A 17979-nucleotide genomic window follows, 5' to 3' on the forward strand; every position below is an offset into this window, starting at 1 on the left:
CTATTCGCCTGCCGTTAGTGGTCAGGCCTGCTTCTTGTTGTCTTCTGCGTCGTACAGGGCTTGTTCAAGTGCCTGAACCGCCTGTGTGTATTGGTCCACCCCGCCAAAAATACCGCGGCGGATTTGGGTCTTGCTGCCGAACTGATCGAACGGAGGCAGCTCCAGCACCTTGGCGTCTTCGATGTCCTGCACGCCGTGGTCGGCGAACTTGTCGAGCAAGGCTTCGAGCACCTCGCGGGCCTGTTCACCGTACTGGCCGAACACGTCGCGCTTCTTGACGTTGTTGGCACGTTCGCGCCGGGTTAGCGGCTTCTGGTCGAAGGCTACATGGGCCACCAAGTCGAACACATCCAGCTCGGCGCCGTTCGGAACGGCCTGCTGCAAGACCTCCAGCGGGACGCCTTGGTCCGCCAGCTCCTCCAGCACAGCCTGCTTGCGCTCTGCGCTGTTCCACCGGCGGAGGAAGTCAGTCAAGCTTCCGAACTCAGCCTGCAGGGCCTTCTTGATGTCGTCCTTGAGCAGAACGCGGTAGTCCTCAGTGATCAGCTTGCCTTCGGCATCGAGGTACTGCGAGCGCTCGACCGCGACGCGCACATTCACGTCGTCGATGACGTACTTGACGCGGCCTTCGCCACCGCCGCCGATGGTGAGCCCCGGCCGTGTGCCCTCCTCACCAGACTTGCCGGGCCAAGGGGACGGAGGATCGGGCTCGCCAGCACTGGGTGGAACATCAGGCGGGACCACAGGCTCATCGTCCTTGGGCTCGTAAATAACTACGGGCTCGCCGTCGAAGTCCGGATCGGCGAACAGGCGCGTGGCGCCCTTGAAGTCCATGATGGTGAAGTACAGCTTCTGGTAGTCCTCGCGCAGGCGCGTACCGCGGCCGATGATCTGCTTGAACTCTGTCATCGAGTTGATGTTCTGGTCCAGCACGATCAGCTTGCAGGTCTTGGCGTCAACCCCCGTGGTCAGCAGCTTCGACGTAGTCGCGATGACGGGGTATGGCTCGTCGTTGTCGATGAAGTACGACAGATGGGCCTTGCCCTCGTTGTCATCGCCGGTGATGCGCATGACATAGCGGCGGTTGCTGGCGGCGGCAGGGATGATCTTGACCAGCTCCTGGCGCATGCGTTCTGCATGGTCTTGGTCGTCGCAGAACACGATGGTTTTGGCCATCGGGTCCGTGGCCTTCAGGTACTCCCACACCTTGCGCGCCACGAGCTGGGTGCGTTTCTCCAGCACCAGGTTACGGTCGAAGTCTTTGGTGGTGTACTGGCGCTGCTCGACGGACTGGCCAAGCTTGTCGACCTTGCCCTTCTCCGGGGTGTAGCCGACGGCGTCTACATCGGTCGCGATGCGGATAACCTTATAAGGAGCGAGGAAGCCGTCCTCGATGCCTTGCTTCAGCGAGTAGGTGTAAACCGGATCGCCGAAGTAGGTGAGGTTGCTCACCGCCTTGGTCTCCTTTGGGGTAGCGGTCAGGCCCAGGTGTGTGGCGGCACTGAAGTAGTCCAGCACCTCTCGCCAGGCCGAGTCATCTGCAGCGCTGCCGCGGTGGCATTCGTCAATGACCACCAGGTCGAAGAAGTCTGCAGGGAACTGCCGATAGATCTGCTTCCACTCCTCGCGCCCGGTCACGGCCTGGTAGAGCGCAAGGTAGATCTCGTAGTTCTTCTTGACTTCGCGGTTGGTGATCTTGTGCATGACCTCGCCGAACGGGGCGAAGTCCTGCTGCATGGTCTGGTCGACCAGGATGTTCCGGTCAGCAAGGAAGAGGATCCGCTTCTTGGCCTTGGCCTTCCAAAGCCGCCAGATGATCTGGAAGGCGGTGTAGGTCTTGCCAGTGCCTGTGGCCATGACCAGTAGCACGCGCTGCTGCCCCTTGGCGATGCCCTCGATGGCGCGGTTGATGGCGACACGCTGGTAGTAGCGCGGCTCGCGGCCACTGCCGTCCGTGTAGAACGGCTGTTCCACCAGCGCGACGGCGGTCGGTTCAGCCAGCCCCTTCCACTGCTGGAACACGGCCCACAGTTCAGCGTGGGTCGGAAAGGCGTCGAGGGGCACCTCACGCTCGGTCGGTGAGGTCAGGCCCGTACGGTCGTGCACCAGGAGTGCCGAGCCGTTGCTGCTGATCGCGAAGGGAGCGTCCAGCATCTCTGCGTAAGCCAGCGCCTGCTGCATGCCCTGCCCCACGGGGAAGCGGGCTTGCTTGGCCTCGACCACCGCCAGAGGAACGTTCGGTCTCGCGTAGAGAACGTAGTCGGCGCGCTTCGGCCCGCCCTTTGCCTCGGGGTTGCGGACGCGGGCGGCCAGCCTGCCTCGAACCATGACGCGACCGTCCGTGAGGCTGACCTCCTCCCGGAACTGCGCCTGTTGCCATCCAGCGGCCTGGATAGCGGGCGTGATGAACTTGGTACAGATGTCTCGTTCGCTGAGAGGATGCGTTTCCAAATCATTCTCCCTGTCCACACCACGGCGTAGATTTGTTTGAATTGGAAGAGAGTGTTTTCACTTCCCTCCCTTGATTGTTTCCTCGTCAGAGACGTACTCCAGCAAATCGCCGACATTGCAGCCGTAATGTCTGCATATAGTGTTGAGGGTTTCGAGGTCCACGCGGCTTATTGTTTCTCTATACAGCCCTGCTACCGTATTGCGCGATAGACCAGTCGCACGCTGCAGATCAACGATTTTTTCCTTGTTCTCACCTAACAGCCTGGAGAGGTGTATTCGGATCATCGAAGTAGCTACAAACTATGGAATGGTAGTGGACTAAAAACATCAGGTAGTTGATGTTTTTGGTGTATGAGGGTATCACACAGTGTGAATACTGCCTTTGCCGGACCAGCCAATGCTCTATGCAAGTCTGGACGGAGCAGAGCGTCTGCCGGTCAGGAACCGGAAGACGGAATGAATCGCCTCTATTCCCGAGCGCTTCTAAAGCATGCCAGTTGCGGTTCGCTTTACGTCGAGGAGAAGCACGGGGTGATGAGCGCTGCACGCTCGCAATTGGGCGAGATCAATGAACCAATTGACAAATTAAGGGAATCCGAAGCGGCCCCCTTAATCAGACCGAGCTGCTGCAGGCTCGCTGCGCGACAGCAAAACTATGCCAATGATGACAACCCGATAACGGGGACTGCCATCACCTTGCACATGGCTGGACGGTTGTGATTTGCAAGTGCTGGGAATCTTTGCAAGATCAATGAGAACCTACAGGCTCAAACGTCAATATTCCCCGCACGCAGCGCATTCGTCTCAATGAAATCCCGGCGCGGCTCCACCTCATCGCCCATCAGCATCGTGAACACGCGGTCGGCCTCGATCGCATCGTCGATCTGCACGCGCAGCAGGCGGCGCACGTTCGGGTCCATGGTGGTTTCCCACAGCTGTTCGGGGTTCATTTCGCCCAGGCCCTTGTAGCGTTGGCGGGCGGTGGTGCGTTCGGCTTCGCTGATCAGCCACTTCATGGCCTGGCGGAAGTCGCCCACTTTTTCTTCCTTCTGCTTGTCGCCTTCGCCTCGCAGGGCCTTGGCGCCCTCGCCCAGCAGGCCACGGAAGGTTTCGGCGGCTTCGGCCAGGGCGGCGTAGTCGGCGCCGTGCACGAAATCTTGGGTGATAACGCTGCTCTTGATGTTGCCGTGGTGGCGGCGGCTGATGCGCAGCAGGGGCTTGTCGGTGCGGGCGTCGAATTCGCCAGCCACTTCGGCGGGGGCGCCGGTGGTGTTGAGTTCGCGCAGCTTGGCTTGCAGGGCCACGGCGCTGGCTTCGGCGTCGGCCACGGTGTCGAGCTTCAGGCTCACGCCGTCGGCAATGGCGCGCAGGGCTTCGGCGTCCATGAAGTTGCCCAGGCGGGCGATGACGCTTTCAGCGATCTGGTGCTTGCGGGCCAGTTCGGCCAGGGTGTCGCCGGTCAGCGTTTGCGGGTTGGCGCCGCCGGTGGTCACGCTGGCGTGGTTCAGCGCAATGCGCAGCAAGAAGCCGTCGAGTGCGGGGGCGTCCTTCAGGTACAGCTCTTCCTTGCCGGCCTTCACCTTGTACAGCGGCGGCTGTGCGATGTAGATGTGGCCGCGCTCGACCAGCTCGGGCATCTGGCGGTAGAAGAAGGTGAGCAGCAGGGTGCGGATGTGGGCGCCGTCCACGTCGGCGTCGGTCATGATGATGATGCGGTGGTAGCGCAGCTTGGCCACGTCGAAGTCATCGCCCCCGGTGGTGCCGCCCGCCTTGCCGATGCCGGTACCCAGGGCGGTGATCAGCGTGAGGATTTCGTTGCTGGTCAGCAGCTTTTCATAGCGGGCTTTTTCCACGTTCAGGATCTTGCCGCGCAGGGGCAGGATGGCCTGGAACTTACGGTCGCGGCCCTGCTTGGCGGAGCCACCGGCGGAGTCACCCTCGACGATGTAGATCTCGCACATGGCGGGGTCTTTTTCCTGGCAGTCGGCCAGCTTGCCGGGCAGGCCCATGCCGTCGAGCACGCCTTTGCGGCGGGTCATTTCGCGGGCTTTGCGGGCGGCTTCGCGGGCGCGGGCGGCTTCCACGATCTTGCCGCAGATGATCTTGGCGTCGGCCGGGCGCTCTTGCAGGTAGTCGGTGAGCAGCTTGCCCACGATGTCTTCCACGGGGGCGCGCACTTCGCTCGATACCAGCTTGTCCTTGGTCTGGCTGCTGAACTTGGGCTCGGGCACCTTCACGCTCAGCACGCAGCACAGGCCTTCGCGCATGTCGTCGCCAGTGACTTCGACCTTGGCCTTCTTGGCCAGCTCGTTTTCTTCGATGTACTTGTTGATGACGCGGGTCATCGCGGCGCGCAGGCCGGTCAAGTGGGTGCCGCCGTCACGCTGGGGGATGTTGTTGGTGAAGCACAGCACTTGCTCGGTGTACGCACTGTTCCACTGCATGGCCACTTCCACGCCGATGTGGGTGCCGGGGATGCCGCCATACGTTTCGGCCGGGCGCTCGCCTGCGGCGTAAAACGACGTGGGGTGCAGCACCGTCTTGCCCTTGTTGATGAACTCGACGAAGCCGCGCACGCCGCCAGCGCCCGAGAAGTCGTCTTCCTTGCCGCTGCGCTCGTCCTTCAAACGAATGCGCACGCCGTTGTTCAGGAACGAGAGTTCGCGCAGGCGCTTGGCCAGGATCTCGTAGTGGAAGTCGTAGTTCTCTTTGAAGATCTCGGTGTCGGGCAAGAAGTGCACTTCGGTGCCGCGCTTTTCGGTCTCGCCGGTCACCTTCATAGGGCTGACTTCAAAGCCGTCCACGGTGTCGAGCAGGCGGTCTTGCACAAAGCCGCGTGCAAATTCGATCTGGTGCACCTTGCCTTCGCGGCGCACGGTCAGGCGCAGCCATTTGCTGAGCGCGTTCACGCAGCTCACGCCCACGCCGTGCAGCCCGCCGGAGACCTTGTAGCTGTTCTGGTTGAACTTGCCGCCTGCGTGCAGTTCGGTCAGGGCGATTTCGGCCGCACTGCGCTTGGGCTCGTGCTTGTCGTCCATCTTCACGCCGGTGGGGATGCCGCGGCCGTTGTCGGTCACGCTGATGGAGTTGTCGGAGTGGATGGTGACGACGATGTCGTCGCAGTGGCCCGCCAGGGCTTCGTCGATGGAGTTGTCGACCACTTCGAACACCAGGTGGTGCAGGCCGGTGCCGTCGGACGTGTCGCCGATGTACATGCCGGGGCGCTTGCGCACGGCCTCCAGGCCTTCGAGGATGGTGATGGAGCCTTCGCCGTAGCTTTCGCTGGCGCCAGCCTGGTTGGTGTCGATCTTGTGCGGAACAGGCTCACCCGTGCCGGTAGGTTCTTGCTCGGGCAGGTAGTTGTCAGCGGTCATGGTGGGCCTTGGGATCCGTGCAGACCTCGAGGTCTCGCACTTGGTAAAAGGGTTCAATACAGGTCAAATAACCTTCTAGGGCACGTAAATTAAGCGCTAGAAGCTATCAAATTGATAGTAATTGCAACGGGTTGCAGTCTGTTGCAAAAGTGCGTTGGTGAAAGGCTTGCGGCACCCGCAGGTGCCGCAATGCCCATCACGTGTGCGTCATATGCGCATGGGCATGACGACGTATTTGAAGGACTCGTTGTCCGGAATGGTCATCAGCGCAGAGCTGTTGCCGTCGGCCAGGTCGATCTTGACCATGTCCTGGCCCATGTTGGCCAGGGCATCGATCAGGTAGGTGACGTTGAAGCCGATCTCGATGGTGTCGCCGCCGTAGTCGATGTCCAGCTCGTCCACCGCCTCTTCCTGCTCGGCATTGTTCGACGCCACGCGCAGGGTGCCGGGTTCGATGTTCAGGCGCACGCCCTTGAACTTGTCGCTGGTCATGATGGCCGTGCGCTGCAGGCTGGCCAGCAGCGGGGCGCGGCCCAGCGTTACGCTGTTGTGGTGGTTCTTGGGGATGACGCGGTTGTAGTCGGGGAATTTGCCCTCGACCAGCTTGGTCACGAACTCCATGCCGCCAAAGGTGAACTTGGCCTGGTTGTTGGCGAACTGCATCTCGATGTGGGGCTGGTTCTCGCCACCGGCATCGCTGAGCAGGCGTTGCAACTCGATCACGGTCTTGCGCGGCAGGATGACTTCCTGCTTGGGCACTTCCACATCCAGCGTGGCGCTGGCAAAGGCCAGGCGGTGGCCGTCGGTGGCCACCAAGCTCAGGGTTTTGCCCTCGGCCACGAACAAGATGCCGTTGAGGTAGTAGCGAATGTCTTGCACCGCCATGGCAAACGACACCTGGCCCAGCAGGTCCTTCAGCGTCTTTTGCGGAACAGCGAACACGGGGCCGAAGGCGGCGGATTCTTGCACCAGCGGGAAGTCTTCAGCGGGCAGGCTTTGCAGCGTGAAGCGGCTCTTGCCACCCTTCAAGATCAGCTTGGACTGGCTCGACTCCAGGCTCACCGTCTGGTCGCCGGGCATGGTCTTCAAGATGTCGATGAGCTTGCGCGCGCCCACGGTGGTGGTGAAGTCACCAGTGTCACCGCCCAGTTCGGCGGTGGTGCGGATCTGGATTTCGAGGTCGCTGGTGGTCAGTTGCAGCGCATTGCCCGTCTTGCGGATCAGCACGTTGGCCAGAATGGGCAGCGTGTGGCGGCGCTCAACGATGCCAGCCACGGACTGGAGTACCGCGAGAACCTTGTCTTGTGTTGCCTTCAGGACGATCATGTCATCAACCTCTTGTGGTTTTTAGGACGGTGCATGGGCAGCAGCGGCGCTCCTCGCGCCTTCCCCGTGCTGCACAGCACGCCATTTTGCCCTTGAACGGGGGCTTTGAAGATGTTTGTGGTGGGCGTGGTTTGCACGGGGGATCAGCCTTTAAGAGTCTGCTCCAGCACATGCAGCTGCTGGTTCAGCTCGGTCAGCTGCTGGCGCTCGCCAGAAATCTTGCGCACTGCGTGCAAAACCGTGGTGTGGTCGCGCCCGCCAAACAATTCTCCGATTTCTGGAAGGCTTTTTTGCGTCAGTTCTTTGGCCAGGTACATCGCAATCTGGCGCGGGCGGGCAATGCTGGCCGGGCGCTTCTTGCTGTACATGTCGGCGACCTTGATCTTGTAGTAGTCGGCCACCGTTTTCTGAATGTTTTCCACAGAAATTTGCCGGTTCTGAATCGACAGCAGATCTCTGAGGGCTTCGCGCGCCAGCTGGATCGAGATTTCTTTCTGGTTGAAGCGCGAATACGCCAGGATTTTGCGCAGCGCGCCTTCGAGTTCGCGCACGTTGGAGCGCACGTTCTTGGCCACGAAGAAGGCGACTTCCTCGGGCATCTCGGTGGCTTCAGCGCGGGCTTTGTTGATCAAAATGGCCACGCGCATTTCCAGCTCGGGCGGCTCAATCGCTACCGTGAGGCCCGAGTCAAAGCGGGAGACCAGCCGCTCATGGATGTTGGCCAGGCCCTTCGGGTACGTGTCCGAAGTCATCACGATATGGCTCTTCTTGGCCAGCAGGGCTTCGAAGGCGTTGAAGAACTCTTCCTGGGTGCGGTCTTTGTTGGCGAAGAACTGCACATCGTCGATCAGCAGCAGATCGAGCGAGTGGTAGCGTTCTTTGAACTCGTCAAAGGTGCGGCGCTGGTAGGCCTTGACCACGTCGGACACGAACTGTTCGGCGTGGATGTATAGGATCTTGGCGTCGGGCTTGTCTTGCAGCAGGCGGTTGCCCACGGCGTGCACCAAGTGGGTTTTGCCCAAGCCCACGCCGCCGTAGATGAACAGCGGGTTGTACAAGTGCCCCGGCATGCCCGCCACGTGCATGGCCGCAGAGCGTGCCATGCGGTTGGCCGTGCCTTCCACCAGGGTTTCAAACGTGAGGGCGGCGTTCAGGCGGTTGCGAAACACGCCTGCCGAGGACTCGTCGCTGCCGGTGCTGCTGCCCTGCCCTTGCCCAGAGTGGTTGCCTTGGGCAGACCCGTGGTTTTGCGTCTGGCCGGAAGACTGCGAGTGCTGCGGTTCCTGCTGCTGCGAGGCTGGGCGCACATAGGTGCGGATGACCGATTCGCGTTGGGCAATGGCCAACTCCAGCGTGACCGGCTGGCCGTACAGTCCCTCGAGCAACGCCGCAATGCGGCCTGCGTATTGGGCGCGAATCCAGTCCAGTTTGAAGCGGTTGGCCACCAGCAAGGTGACCTTGGTGAAGTCCTCTGCCACCTGGGCCACCAGGGGTTTGATCCAGGTGTTGAACTGCTGTTCTGGAAGGTCCTGGGCCAGTTGTTCCACACAGGCCTGCCACAGGCCTTGTCCGGCGTCCGAGCCGGTGGGTGCATTGGGGTTGCGTTGGGGTTCCTCGGTCATTTCAAGGGGTGTTTTTATTGTGGATAGGAGGAACGTAGCAAGGGGTGGGATTGTAGCTTGTCAAGGAGTTATCCACAATTTGCAGTCTGGGTAAGAATGGGGGCCTTGGTGGGCTGTTGCAGCCTGCCGCGCTAGGTGTTCCGCAGGCATTTGAGCGCTCGCGGCGCGGGGCTGTGCAGGCGTCTTCCGGGTCGCCCACCCGGGTGTTACACAGCCAGGGCATTGCCAGAACCGCAATAGCCTGCGATAATTTTGGGTTTCCCTGAATGTGTTCAGGGCGATTTGACCCGGCGCGCCGTTATTTCTGCCCCAGAGGTCTGTGCTCATGGCACTGCAATTGCAGTGCGGCGGCGCGGGATTCAGGGGGTTCAAGAGCAGCAGTCCGGAACTGAACCTCAAGGAATAGCACCATGAAACGTACTTACCAACCTTCCAAGACCCGCCGCGCCCGCACCCACGGCTTCCTCGTTCGCATGAAGACCCGCGGTGGCCGCGCTGTGATCAACGCACGCCGCGCCAAGGGCCGCAAGCGCCTGGCCGTCTAAGGCCAAACCACCCACCGGCCTGCTCCCCGGTTTGTACCGTCAGGTCCTCAACGGGGTGCGCGCATGCAACGGCTGAAAACCCGTCCGCAGTTCCAGGCCGCCATGGCGGGAGGCACTGTCTCTCGCACAGCGCATTTTGCGTTGCACCGCTTGGTACTCGCGGCAGGCAGTTCGCCAGCAGCGTCCACGTCACCTTCAGGGCCCGGTCCCTTGCTTTCTGTGCAAGGGCCGCAGGCCCTGTTTGTCGTGCCCGATGTGTGGCTAGGGGCCATGGTGCCCAAGCGTTGGGCGCGCCGTGCCGTTACGCGCAACACCATCAAGCGCCAGATTTACACCGTGGGCGCTGCGTTTGAGGCCCAATTGCCGCAGGCTGCCCATGTGGTGCGCTTGCGCACGGCGTTTGATCGCAAGCAGTTTGTAAGCGCTACCTCGGACCAGCTCAAACAGGCTGTGCGCGCCGAACTGCTGCAATTGTTTGGGCAGGCCACCAAGCGCCCACCCAGCGCAGCTGCCAAGGCCGAGCCTGCGGTTGTGGCCCCAGAGGCTGCGCCATGATGCGAGCCCTGCTGATCGGTGTGGTCAAAGGCTATCGGTTGATACTCAGCCCCTGGCTGGGCTCGGCCTGCCGGTTTGAGCCCACCTGCTCGGCGTATTCTCTTCAGGCCCTGGAACAGCATGGCGCTGCCGTGGGGAGTTACCTCACGCTGCGCAGGCTGGTACGCTGCCACCCCTGGTGTGACGGGGGGCATGATCCGGTGCCGCAGGAATTGCCGCGCAGCTTGCGGTTGTTCTCGCGACTGAACCCTTCCAACACCCAACCATCCTCACCAAAGAAGTCTTCATGAACGACATTCGCCGCACCATCCTGTGGGTGATTTTTGGCTTTTCCATGGTTTTGCTGTGGGACAAGTGGCAAGTGCACAACGGCAACAAGGCCACGTTTTTCCCATCGCCAGCGGCCGTGGGTGCTGCGGCCCCAGCGGCTGGCGCATCGGCACCCAAAGCCGGGGTTGCCAGCGTGCCTGGCTCCACCGCGCCAGCCGTGGCCTCCATCGGGGCTGCTGCTGTGCCTGGAACGCCTGCTCCGGCAGCCTCCGTGGCGCGCGAAAAAATCGAAGTCACCACCGACGTCTATCGACTGACGTTTGACGGCGAAGGCGGTTCGCTCGTGCATGCCGAGTTGCTCAAGCACGCGGACATGACCGACAAGACCAAGAACTTTGTGCTGTTCGATGAGAGCACGCAACGGGTCTATGCCGCACAAACCGGCCTGATTGGCGGCAGCTACCCTACGCACAAGACCGTGATGACGGCGGTGCCTGGCCCGCGTGCGCTCAAGGATGGCGAGAACGAGCTGAGCATCCGCTTCGAGTCGCCAGAGCAAGGCGGCGTCAAGCTGATCAAGACCTGGACGCTCAAGCGCGGCGCCTACGACATCGCCGTCAAGCACGAAGTCGTGAACGCAGGCAGCACCGCCGTCTCGCCTCAGCTGTACCTGCAGTTGGTGCGTGACGGTAACAAGCCGCCAGGAGAGTCCTCGTTCTACTCGACCTTCACAGGCCCTGCGGTGTACACCGAGGCCAAGAAGTACCAGAAGATCGAGTTCAAGGAAATTGAGAACGGCAAGGCCGACATCCCCAAGGAGTCGACCAATGGTTATGTCGCCATGGTGCAGCACTACTTTGCCAGTGCCTGGTTGGTGGCCGACGGCGTTCAGCGTGATCTGTTCACCCGTAAGGTGAGCGACAACCTGTACTCGGTGGGCATGATTGCCTCGCTGGGCAGCCTGGAGCCGGGCAGCAGCAAGTCGGTGGATGCGCGCCTGTTTGCCGGCCCTCAGGTCGAAACCATGCTCAAAGAGCTGTCGCCTGGCTTGGAGCTGGTCAAGGACTACGGCATGCTGGCGATCCTGTCCAAGCCCCTGTACTGGCTGCTGGACCAACTGCATGCGCTGTTGAACAACTGGGGCTGGTCCATCGTGGCGCTGGTGCTGCTGCTCAAGATCGCGTTCTACTGGCTCAATGCCAAGGCCTATGCCAGCATGGCCAAGATGAAGGCCATCAACCCCAAGATCATGGAGTTGCGCGAGCGCCTGAAGGACAAGCCGCAGCAGATGCAGCAGGAGATGATGCGCATCTACCGCGAAGAGAAGGTCAACCCCATGGGGGGCTGCTTCCCGATCATGATCCAGATCCCGGTGTTCATCGCCTTGTATTGGGTGCTGCTGTCCAGCGTGGAAATGCGCAACGCGCCCTGGATCGGCTGGATCCACGACCTGTCGGCGCCAGACCCGTTCTTCATCCTGCCTTTGCTGATGACGGCCAGTTCCTTGCTGCAAACCGCACTGAACCCCGCACCCCCAGACCCGATGCAAGCCAAGATGATGTGGTTCATGCCGCTGATCTTCAGCGTGATGTTCTTCTTCTTCCCTGCCGGCCTGGTGCTGTACTGGCTGACGAACAACATCCTGTCGATTGCGCAGCAGTGGATCATCAACACCCGCATGGGCGTTCCACCGCAGTTCAATCTGCCGAAGTTCAAGTGATCTTTGCGATCCTGAGAAGCCGTTCTCAACCCCTCCAAGGCCGCGCAAGCGGCCTTTTTCATTCTTGCAAGGTGTGTTGCCTCTCGCTGGCATGGCCTTGCCTTGTGTAAAGTGCCTCCCCATGCTTGCCCGTCACGTTGACCCCATCGTTGCCATTGCCACCGCTCCCGGCCGAGGGGCTGTGGGTATCGTCCGAGTCTCTGGCAAAGGACTGGCGCCATTGGTGCAGGCGCTGTGCGGGCGGGAGCTGCGCCCACGCGAGGCCACCTACCTGCCTTTTCGGGATGCGCAGGGCCAGGCCATTGACCAAGGGCTGGCGCTGTACTTTCCTGCGCCCCACTCCTACACCGGCGAAGATGTGCTGGAGCTGCAGGCCCATGGTGGTCCCGTGGTGCTGCAATTGCTGCTGGCGCGTTGCTTGCAGGCGGCCCAGGCACCCGCAGCGCACGCTGGTGCCGTGCTCCCAGGCTTGCGTGTTGCCCAGCCAGGCGAGTTCACTGAGCGCGCTTTTTTGAATGACAAGATCGACTTGGCCCAGGCCGAGGCGATTGCCGATCTGATCGATGCCAGCACCGAAGCGGCAGCGCGCAGTGCCAGTCGGTCGTTGACGGGGGCGTTCTCGCAAGAAATCCACGCGCTGCGCGATGCGCTGATCCACCTGCGCATGCTGGTGGAAGCCACGCTGGATTTTCCGGAAGAGGACATCGATTTTCTGGAAAAAGCCGATGCTCGCGGCCAACTGGAGCGCTTGCAGGCCACGCTGGCCCAGGTGCGGCAGCGTGCACAGCAGGGGGCCCTGCTGCGCGAGGGCATCAAGGTGGTCATTGCTGGCCAGCCCAATGCGGGCAAGAGTTCGCTGCTCAATGCCCTGGCTGGGGCTGAGCTGGCCATCGTCACGCCGATTGCGGGCACCACACGCGACAAGGTGCAGCAAACCATCCAGATCGAAGGGGTGCCGCTGCACGTCATTGACACCGCAGGCCTGCGCGACAGTGACGATGAGGTCGAGCGCATCGGCATTGCGCGTGCCTGGACCGAGATCGAGGGTGCAGACGCCGTGCTGTTTTTGCACGACCTGTCGCGCGCCTACCTGCCGGAGTACTGCGCTGCCGATGCTGCGGTGGCGGACTCCATGCAGCAGAAAATCCCGGCCTCCGTTCCAGTGATCGATGTTTGGAACAAAACCGATTGCGCCAGCCTGGGCACCGAAGCCGTTGCCAAATCGAATGAACCGAACGAAGCGAGCCGACGCTCGGTAAGGATTTCTGCGCGTACGGGTGATGGCCTGGATGCATTGCGTCGGATACTGCTGGAAGTGGCTGGTTGGCAGTCGGCTCCTGAAGGCATTTACATTGCGCGGGCACGCCATGTGCAGGCCTTGGCGCAAGTGCAAGGCCACTTGGAGCAGGCATCGGCCCAATTGCTCATTGCCTCGCCGGCACTGGATCTGCTGGCCGAGGAGTTGAGATTGGCGCAAAACGCCTTGGGCGCCATCACTGGCGAGTTTTCGTCCGACGATCTGTTGGGCGTAATTTTTTCGAGCTTCTGCATCGGCAAGTGACGCTGCGTGCGGGGTGCTCTTTGTTGTAAACGGACGTAAGCAGCGCTTGTGTCCATGCTGTAACGCAGGTACTTTCCGCATCACCATGAATGCCATAACGCCCACAGCCCCCCGAGTTGACCTTCGCGGTCTCATTGACGCCATTGCCCAGGCCAATGCAGACGACGCCATGACCAACCCTTTGTCGCCAACGCAGTGGGAAGCCATCGCACCTTATTTGCAGCCCACGGTGTTTCCAGCGGGTCACACCGTGTTCACCCAGGGCACCACAGACCGCACCCTGTATCTGGTCGAGAGCGGCAACCTGAGCGTGCACTACCAAGACGAAAAAGAGCGTTTGCGCCTGGCCGTTGTGGGCCCAGGCTCCGTGGTGGGTGAAGGCGCTTTCTTCTCGCACCGCCCGCGCTCTGCCACGGTGCAGACCAGTGTTCCTTGCAAGCTCTGGGCGTTGCACGCGCTGCGGTTTACCGAGCTGGCCAACCGCCAGCCTGCTATTGCTTTGGCGCTGACCATGGCGGTGGGCTCGGTGCTGGCCAAGCGGCTGGGCAACCGCAAACGCCGCGTTGCGGCCACCTGACACTGCGCACTGTTTGGGTGCGCCTGCGGGCACTACGCACCTTGGGCACCCAAACACCACGTTACACTCGATTCGGATTTATTACGGGCGCCCTTCCGAAGAAAGCAAGCCATGTCTCTGTTCAGTTGGTTCAGTCGCAAACCTGCACCGCCCAAGGCCAAGCCCCGCAGCGGCGGGGCAGAGCCCTCCGGGCTGATGAATGCCGATGCCACTGTGCCTCTGGCGCCTGGGCGACCAGGACAGCCGCTTTTGGAGCCCAACCCCCCAGAGCACGCAGCCAACCGCAAAAACGAACGCATGGAGCGGCGCGAGCTGCTCTACACCGTGGTGCGTGATGCCATGGTGCGCGCAGGCGTTTTGTCGGCCAGCTACAAGTTCAAGGTGCTGTCGCTGGACCAGCGAGGCCGCCAGTTCTTGGTGATGATGGATTTGGCCCGCGAGTACGGTGGCGAGACCACCCGCCTGAGCGAAATCGAAGCCTTGATCGCCCAGACGGCCAAAACCCGCTACGACATCGTGGTGACAGCGGTGTACTGGCGCATCAATGACCACGTGGCGGTGGGGCTGCCCCAAAAAGGCATTACGCCCACGCAGCCGCAGGGCTCTTTGTCTGCCCCCAATCTGGCGCGCAAGTCTGCTCCGGCCCCGGTGCCAGTCGCTGCGCCCGCGCCAGTCCTCGCATCGTCTTCTTCGCTGCTGTTCCCCGCCGAGCCTGCTGCACGCTTCCCGGCCACGCCCACCGCTGCGGCACGTCCCTCCACAGGTGCCACAGCGCCTGCGCCGCTGCTCCCCGCGTCTAACACCGGCCCTGCCCCATTGGCCCGCGCCACGCCGTCGCGCTACGAGCCCATCGAAGCCGACGAAGTAGCCGCTTTCAAACGTGCACTGGCCGATGCTGCCAGCAGCCCCACCGCCGCTCCGGCGGCAGCGACCCGCCCTGGGGTTCCCGTGCGCTCGGGGCCTTTGCTGCCACCGTCCAGTTCCACAGGGTTTGCCGACACCGAAATGCCCGGCTCTGACGCGCCCAGCCCGGATCTGAGCAGCACCCAGTACGGCGAATTGAATTAGGCTGGCCAGTGCTACACGCCATGCAAAAGGGGCTCCATCCGAAAAGATGGAGCCCCTTTGTTTTGGGCTTTTGGGCGTCAGAAGGCTTTTGGCGCGGACCCGTATGCGGGTGTGCGCCTATGCCTTGGTGTTGAGCAAGGCGCCCATCATCTGGTCATTGGTCTTGATCACCTGCACATTGGCTTTGAAAGCGTAGGTGGCGGACATTTGCTCCACCACGTCTTTCTCGAGCGCCGAGCCCACTTGCCCATCGCGTTGCACGCTGGCTTGCACCCCGTTGCTGCCGGGGGCTTCTGTTTGCTCGACCACTTGGCGGCGAAAGCCAGGGGTGTTGAGGTTGGCCACGTTGTGGGCCGATGCATCCAGCCTCAACTGGGCTGCTTGCAGGCCAGAGTTGCCAATGGAAGAAAGGCTTGCCATAAAAAGGCCTCACAAAATGTTGCAATTGGGAGGATTGTCGGACGCTTGCCGCGTCAAGGCAAGTGGGCCCGCGCCAGGCAATCCTGAAACGCCTGGGTGGCCCGCGATGGGGCGGGTGAGCGGCGCACCAGGCTCACGAACTTGCATTCGTAGTGAAACTGGTCGGGTTGCACCGCCTGCATGCGGCCCGCGCGCTCAAAGGCTTCTGCGTAGTGGTCAGGCAAAAAACCCAGAAACCGCCCCGACAGGATCAGCGTGGCAATCGACTCCTGGTCAAACCCCGTGGCAGCACGGGTGAGTTCAGCGCGGTGGCTCAACTCCATATTGGGCGAGTGGTAGCCCAGCCCGGCAAATGGGTGGTGGCGCACGCTCTCCCAGTCCAGGCTGGCATGCTGAGCACCAAACAGCGGGTGCCCAGGGCCGCAATACAGCAGCATGGTTTCGGTGAACAGATCGGTGTAGGTGAGGCTTTGCGAGCTGCGGTGGGCGGGGATGATGCCCACGTGGTAGCTGCCGTCCATCACGCCGCGCTCAATGGCGTTGATTGAGCCCACATGCAATTGCAGGTTCACGCCCGGCGCCTGGGCGGAGAACGCCGCGATGGCTTCGCTGATGCGTGCCGCGGGGTTGCTGGCCGTTTTGTCAAACACCGCAATGGCCAGTTGCCCTCCCATGCGCGAGTGGATGTCGTCAATGCTGCTGCGAAACGCGTCCACCGCGCTGAGCAAGCGCAGGGTTTCGTCGTACACGCGCTGCCCTTCCCCCGTCAGCGCAAAGCCCGCACGGCCCCGGCGGCACAGCGTCAGGCCCAGTCGCGTTTCCAGGTCCTTCATGTGGCGGCTGACGGTGCTGGTGCCGATGTTCAGCTCTAGCTCTGCGGCCGACATGCCGCCGCACTCCACCACGGCCTTGAACACCTGTAGCAGGCGCAAGTCCATGTCGCTGAGCTGGCCCAGCACGGCGCGGTGTTTGGCGGGTGCTGCCTTGGGCAGGGCGGCACTGGTTTTTACTTGCATAAATCCTCAAGTAAACATGGATATTGCTTCATTTGAGAGATTAACACCGCCCCCAACAATGGCGCTTTGAGAATGTTGTGTCCGTCCCTATCCATTGCCAGGAGAACGCCATGAGCTTCGCCGTCATCGACCCCCATCCCGAAGCCGCTGTGCGCACCGACGCCGCCTGGCTCGACGCCCACTGGATGCCCTTTACGGGCAACCGCAACTTCAAGGCCAAGCCGCGCATGATCGTGAGCGGCCAGGGCGCCTATTACACCGACGCCGAAGGGCGCAAGATTTTTGACGGCCTCTCGGGCCTGTGGTGCTCGGGCCTGGGCCATGGCCGCAAGGAGGTGGCCGAAGCCATTGGCCGCGCCGCCGCCACGCTCGACTATTCGCCCGCGTTCCAGTTCGGCCACCCCGCCTCGTTTGCGCTGGCCAACAAGCTCAAAGAGCTGACGCCTGCGGGCCTGGACTACGTGTTCTTCACCGGCTCGGGCTCCGAGTCGGCCGACACCTCGCTCAAGATGGCCCGCGCCTACTGGCGCGCCAAGGGCCAGGCGAGCAAGACGCGCCTGATTGGCCGCGAAAAGGGCTACCACGGCGTGAACTACGGCGGCATCTCCGTGGGCGGCATCGTGGGCAACCGCAAGACCTTTGGCCAGGGTATCGAGGCTGACCACATTCCCCACACCCAGCCGCCCGCAGGCTCGTTCTTTCGTGGCATGCCCGACACCGACGGCCGCGCGCTGGCCGACAAGCTGCTGGACGTGATCGCCCTGCACGACGCCTCCAACATCGCCGCGGTGATCGTGGAGCCCTTCTCCGGCTCGGCCGGTGTGGTGATTCCGCCCAAGGGCTACCTGGAACGCATCCGCGAGATCTGCACGCAGAACAACATCCTGCTGATTTTTGACGAAGTCATCACAGGCTTTGGCCGCTGCGGCGCCTGGACGGGCTCCGAGGCTTTTGGCGTGACGCCCGACATCCTGAACTTTGCCAAGCAGGTCACCAATGGCGCGCAGCCGCTGGGCGGCGTGATTGCCACAAAGGAGATCTACGACACCTTCATGGCGCAGGGCGGCCCCGAGTACATGCTGGAGTTCACCCACGGCTACACCTACTCGGCCCACCCCGTGGCCTGCGCGGCGGGCAACGCGGTGCTCGACATCCTGCAAAAGGAAGACATGCCCGGCCGCGTGAAGGCGCTGGCACCCTACTTTGAGAACGCCGTACATGGACTCAAGGGCGCCAAGCATGTGGCCGACATTCGCAACTATGGCCTGGCCGCTGGCATCACCATCAGCGCGCTGCCCGGTGAGCCCGCCAAGCGCCCGTACGAGATCGCCATGAAGTGCTGGGACAAGGGCTTTTACGTGCGCTACGGTGGCGACACCATCCAGCTCGCGCCCCCCTTCATCAGCACCGAGGCTGAGATTGACCGCATGGTCAGCGCGCTGGGCGATTCCCTGCAAGAAACGGCATAAGCCGC

At 62.0% G+C, this 17979-nt stretch carries 15 protein-coding genes; 8 read left to right on the forward strand and 7 right to left on the reverse strand.

Annotated elements, in window-relative coordinates; all coding sequences use genetic code 11:
- Positions 1-21 precede the first annotated feature (21 nt).
- The 5 genes from hsdR to dnaA form a co-directional block, all read right to left on the reverse strand.
- Positions 22-2451: an EcoAI/FtnUII family type I restriction enzme subunit R gene (gene hsdR, locus EAG14_RS22170; protein ID WP_121730177.1), complete on the reverse strand. Its 2430-nt coding sequence runs from the start codon at positions 2449-2451 to the stop codon at positions 22-24.
- Positions 2452-2508: 57 nt separating this feature from the next.
- Positions 2509-2736 (reverse strand): helix-turn-helix transcriptional regulator, encoded by a 228-nt coding sequence (locus EAG14_RS22175; RefSeq protein WP_121730178.1) that lies wholly within the window; start codon positions 2734-2736, stop codon positions 2509-2511.
- A 482-nt stretch (positions 2737-3218) separates the two neighbouring features.
- Positions 3219-5825: a DNA topoisomerase (ATP-hydrolyzing) subunit B gene (gene gyrB, locus EAG14_RS22180; protein WP_121730179.1), complete on the reverse strand. Its 2607-nt coding sequence runs from the start codon at positions 5823-5825 to the stop codon at positions 3219-3221.
- 207 nt (positions 5826-6032) lie between these two features.
- Positions 6033-7151, reverse strand: a complete 1119-nt coding sequence (gene dnaN / locus EAG14_RS22185) for a DNA polymerase III subunit beta (RefSeq protein WP_099742532.1) — start codon at positions 7149-7151, stop codon at positions 6033-6035.
- A 143-nt stretch (positions 7152-7294) separates the two neighbouring features.
- Positions 7295-8773: a chromosomal replication initiator protein DnaA gene (dnaA, locus tag EAG14_RS22190; RefSeq protein ID WP_099657249.1), complete on the reverse strand. Its 1479-nt coding sequence runs from the start codon at positions 8771-8773 to the stop codon at positions 7295-7297.
- Positions 8774-9183: 410 nt separating this feature from the next.
- Between dnaA and rpmH the strand changes: the two genes are divergently transcribed.
- The 7 genes from rpmH to EAG14_RS22225 all read left to right on the forward strand — a co-directional run bounded on the left by rpmH (position 9184) and on the right by EAG14_RS22225 (position 15069).
- Entirely contained in the window at positions 9184-9318 is a 135-nt protein-coding gene (gene rpmH / locus EAG14_RS22195; protein ID WP_005798102.1) for a 50S ribosomal protein L34, read from the forward strand.
- A gap of 63 nt (positions 9319-9381) precedes the next feature.
- Entirely contained in the window at positions 9382-9873 is a 492-nt protein-coding gene (locus EAG14_RS22200; RefSeq protein WP_121730180.1) for a ribonuclease P protein component, read from the forward strand.
- A complete protein-coding gene (gene yidD / locus EAG14_RS22205; RefSeq protein WP_099742529.1) occupies positions 9870-10163 on the forward strand; it encodes a membrane protein insertion efficiency factor YidD in 294 nt (97 codons plus the stop codon). The genes EAG14_RS22200 and yidD overlap by 4 nt, the downstream gene beginning before the upstream one ends.
- A complete protein-coding gene (gene yidC / locus EAG14_RS22210) occupies positions 10160-11863 on the forward strand; it encodes a membrane protein insertase YidC (RefSeq protein ID WP_121730181.1) in 1704 nt (567 codons plus the stop codon). Before yidD ends, yidC begins: the two co-directional genes overlap by 4 nt.
- A 121-nt stretch (positions 11864-11984) precedes the next feature.
- On the forward strand, positions 11985-13424 hold the full coding sequence (gene mnmE, locus EAG14_RS22215; protein ID WP_121730182.1) for a tRNA uridine-5-carboxymethylaminomethyl(34) synthesis GTPase MnmE: 1440 nt from the start codon (positions 11985-11987) through the stop codon (positions 13422-13424).
- 85 nt (positions 13425-13509) lie between these two features.
- Positions 13510-14001 carry a Crp/Fnr family transcriptional regulator gene (locus EAG14_RS22220; protein ID WP_099657244.1) on the forward strand — a complete coding sequence of 164 codons (492 nt, stop codon included), beginning with the start codon at positions 13510-13512 and terminating at the stop codon, positions 13999-14001.
- A gap of 111 nt (positions 14002-14112) precedes the next feature.
- Positions 14113-15069, forward strand: coding sequence for a hypothetical protein (locus EAG14_RS22225; protein WP_121730183.1), 957 nt, complete (start codon positions 14113-14115; stop codon positions 15067-15069).
- Between the two features lie 117 nt (positions 15070-15186).
- On the opposite strand, the gene EAG14_RS22230 is transcribed toward EAG14_RS22225, so the two are convergent.
- Positions 15187-15489, reverse strand: a complete 303-nt coding sequence (locus tag EAG14_RS22230) for a flagellar basal body protein (RefSeq protein ID WP_099657242.1) — start codon at positions 15487-15489, stop codon at positions 15187-15189.
- Between the two features lie 53 nt (positions 15490-15542).
- The gene (locus EAG14_RS22235; RefSeq protein WP_121730184.1) at positions 15543-16505 is read right to left on the reverse strand and encodes a LysR family transcriptional regulator; all 963 of its coding nucleotides are present in this window, start codon (positions 16503-16505) and stop codon (positions 15543-15545) included.
- A gap of 110 nt (positions 16506-16615) precedes the next feature.
- Between EAG14_RS22235 and EAG14_RS22240 the strand changes: the two genes are divergently transcribed.
- On the forward strand, positions 16616-17974 hold the full coding sequence (locus EAG14_RS22240) for an aspartate aminotransferase family protein (RefSeq protein WP_099742525.1): 1359 nt from the start codon (positions 16616-16618) through the stop codon (positions 17972-17974).
- Positions 17975-17979: the final 5 nt, after the last annotated feature.

It is taken from the genome of Acidovorax sp. 1608163, from assembly GCF_003669015.1.
GTDB lineage: Bacteria > Pseudomonadota > Gammaproteobacteria > Burkholderiales > Burkholderiaceae_C > Acidovorax.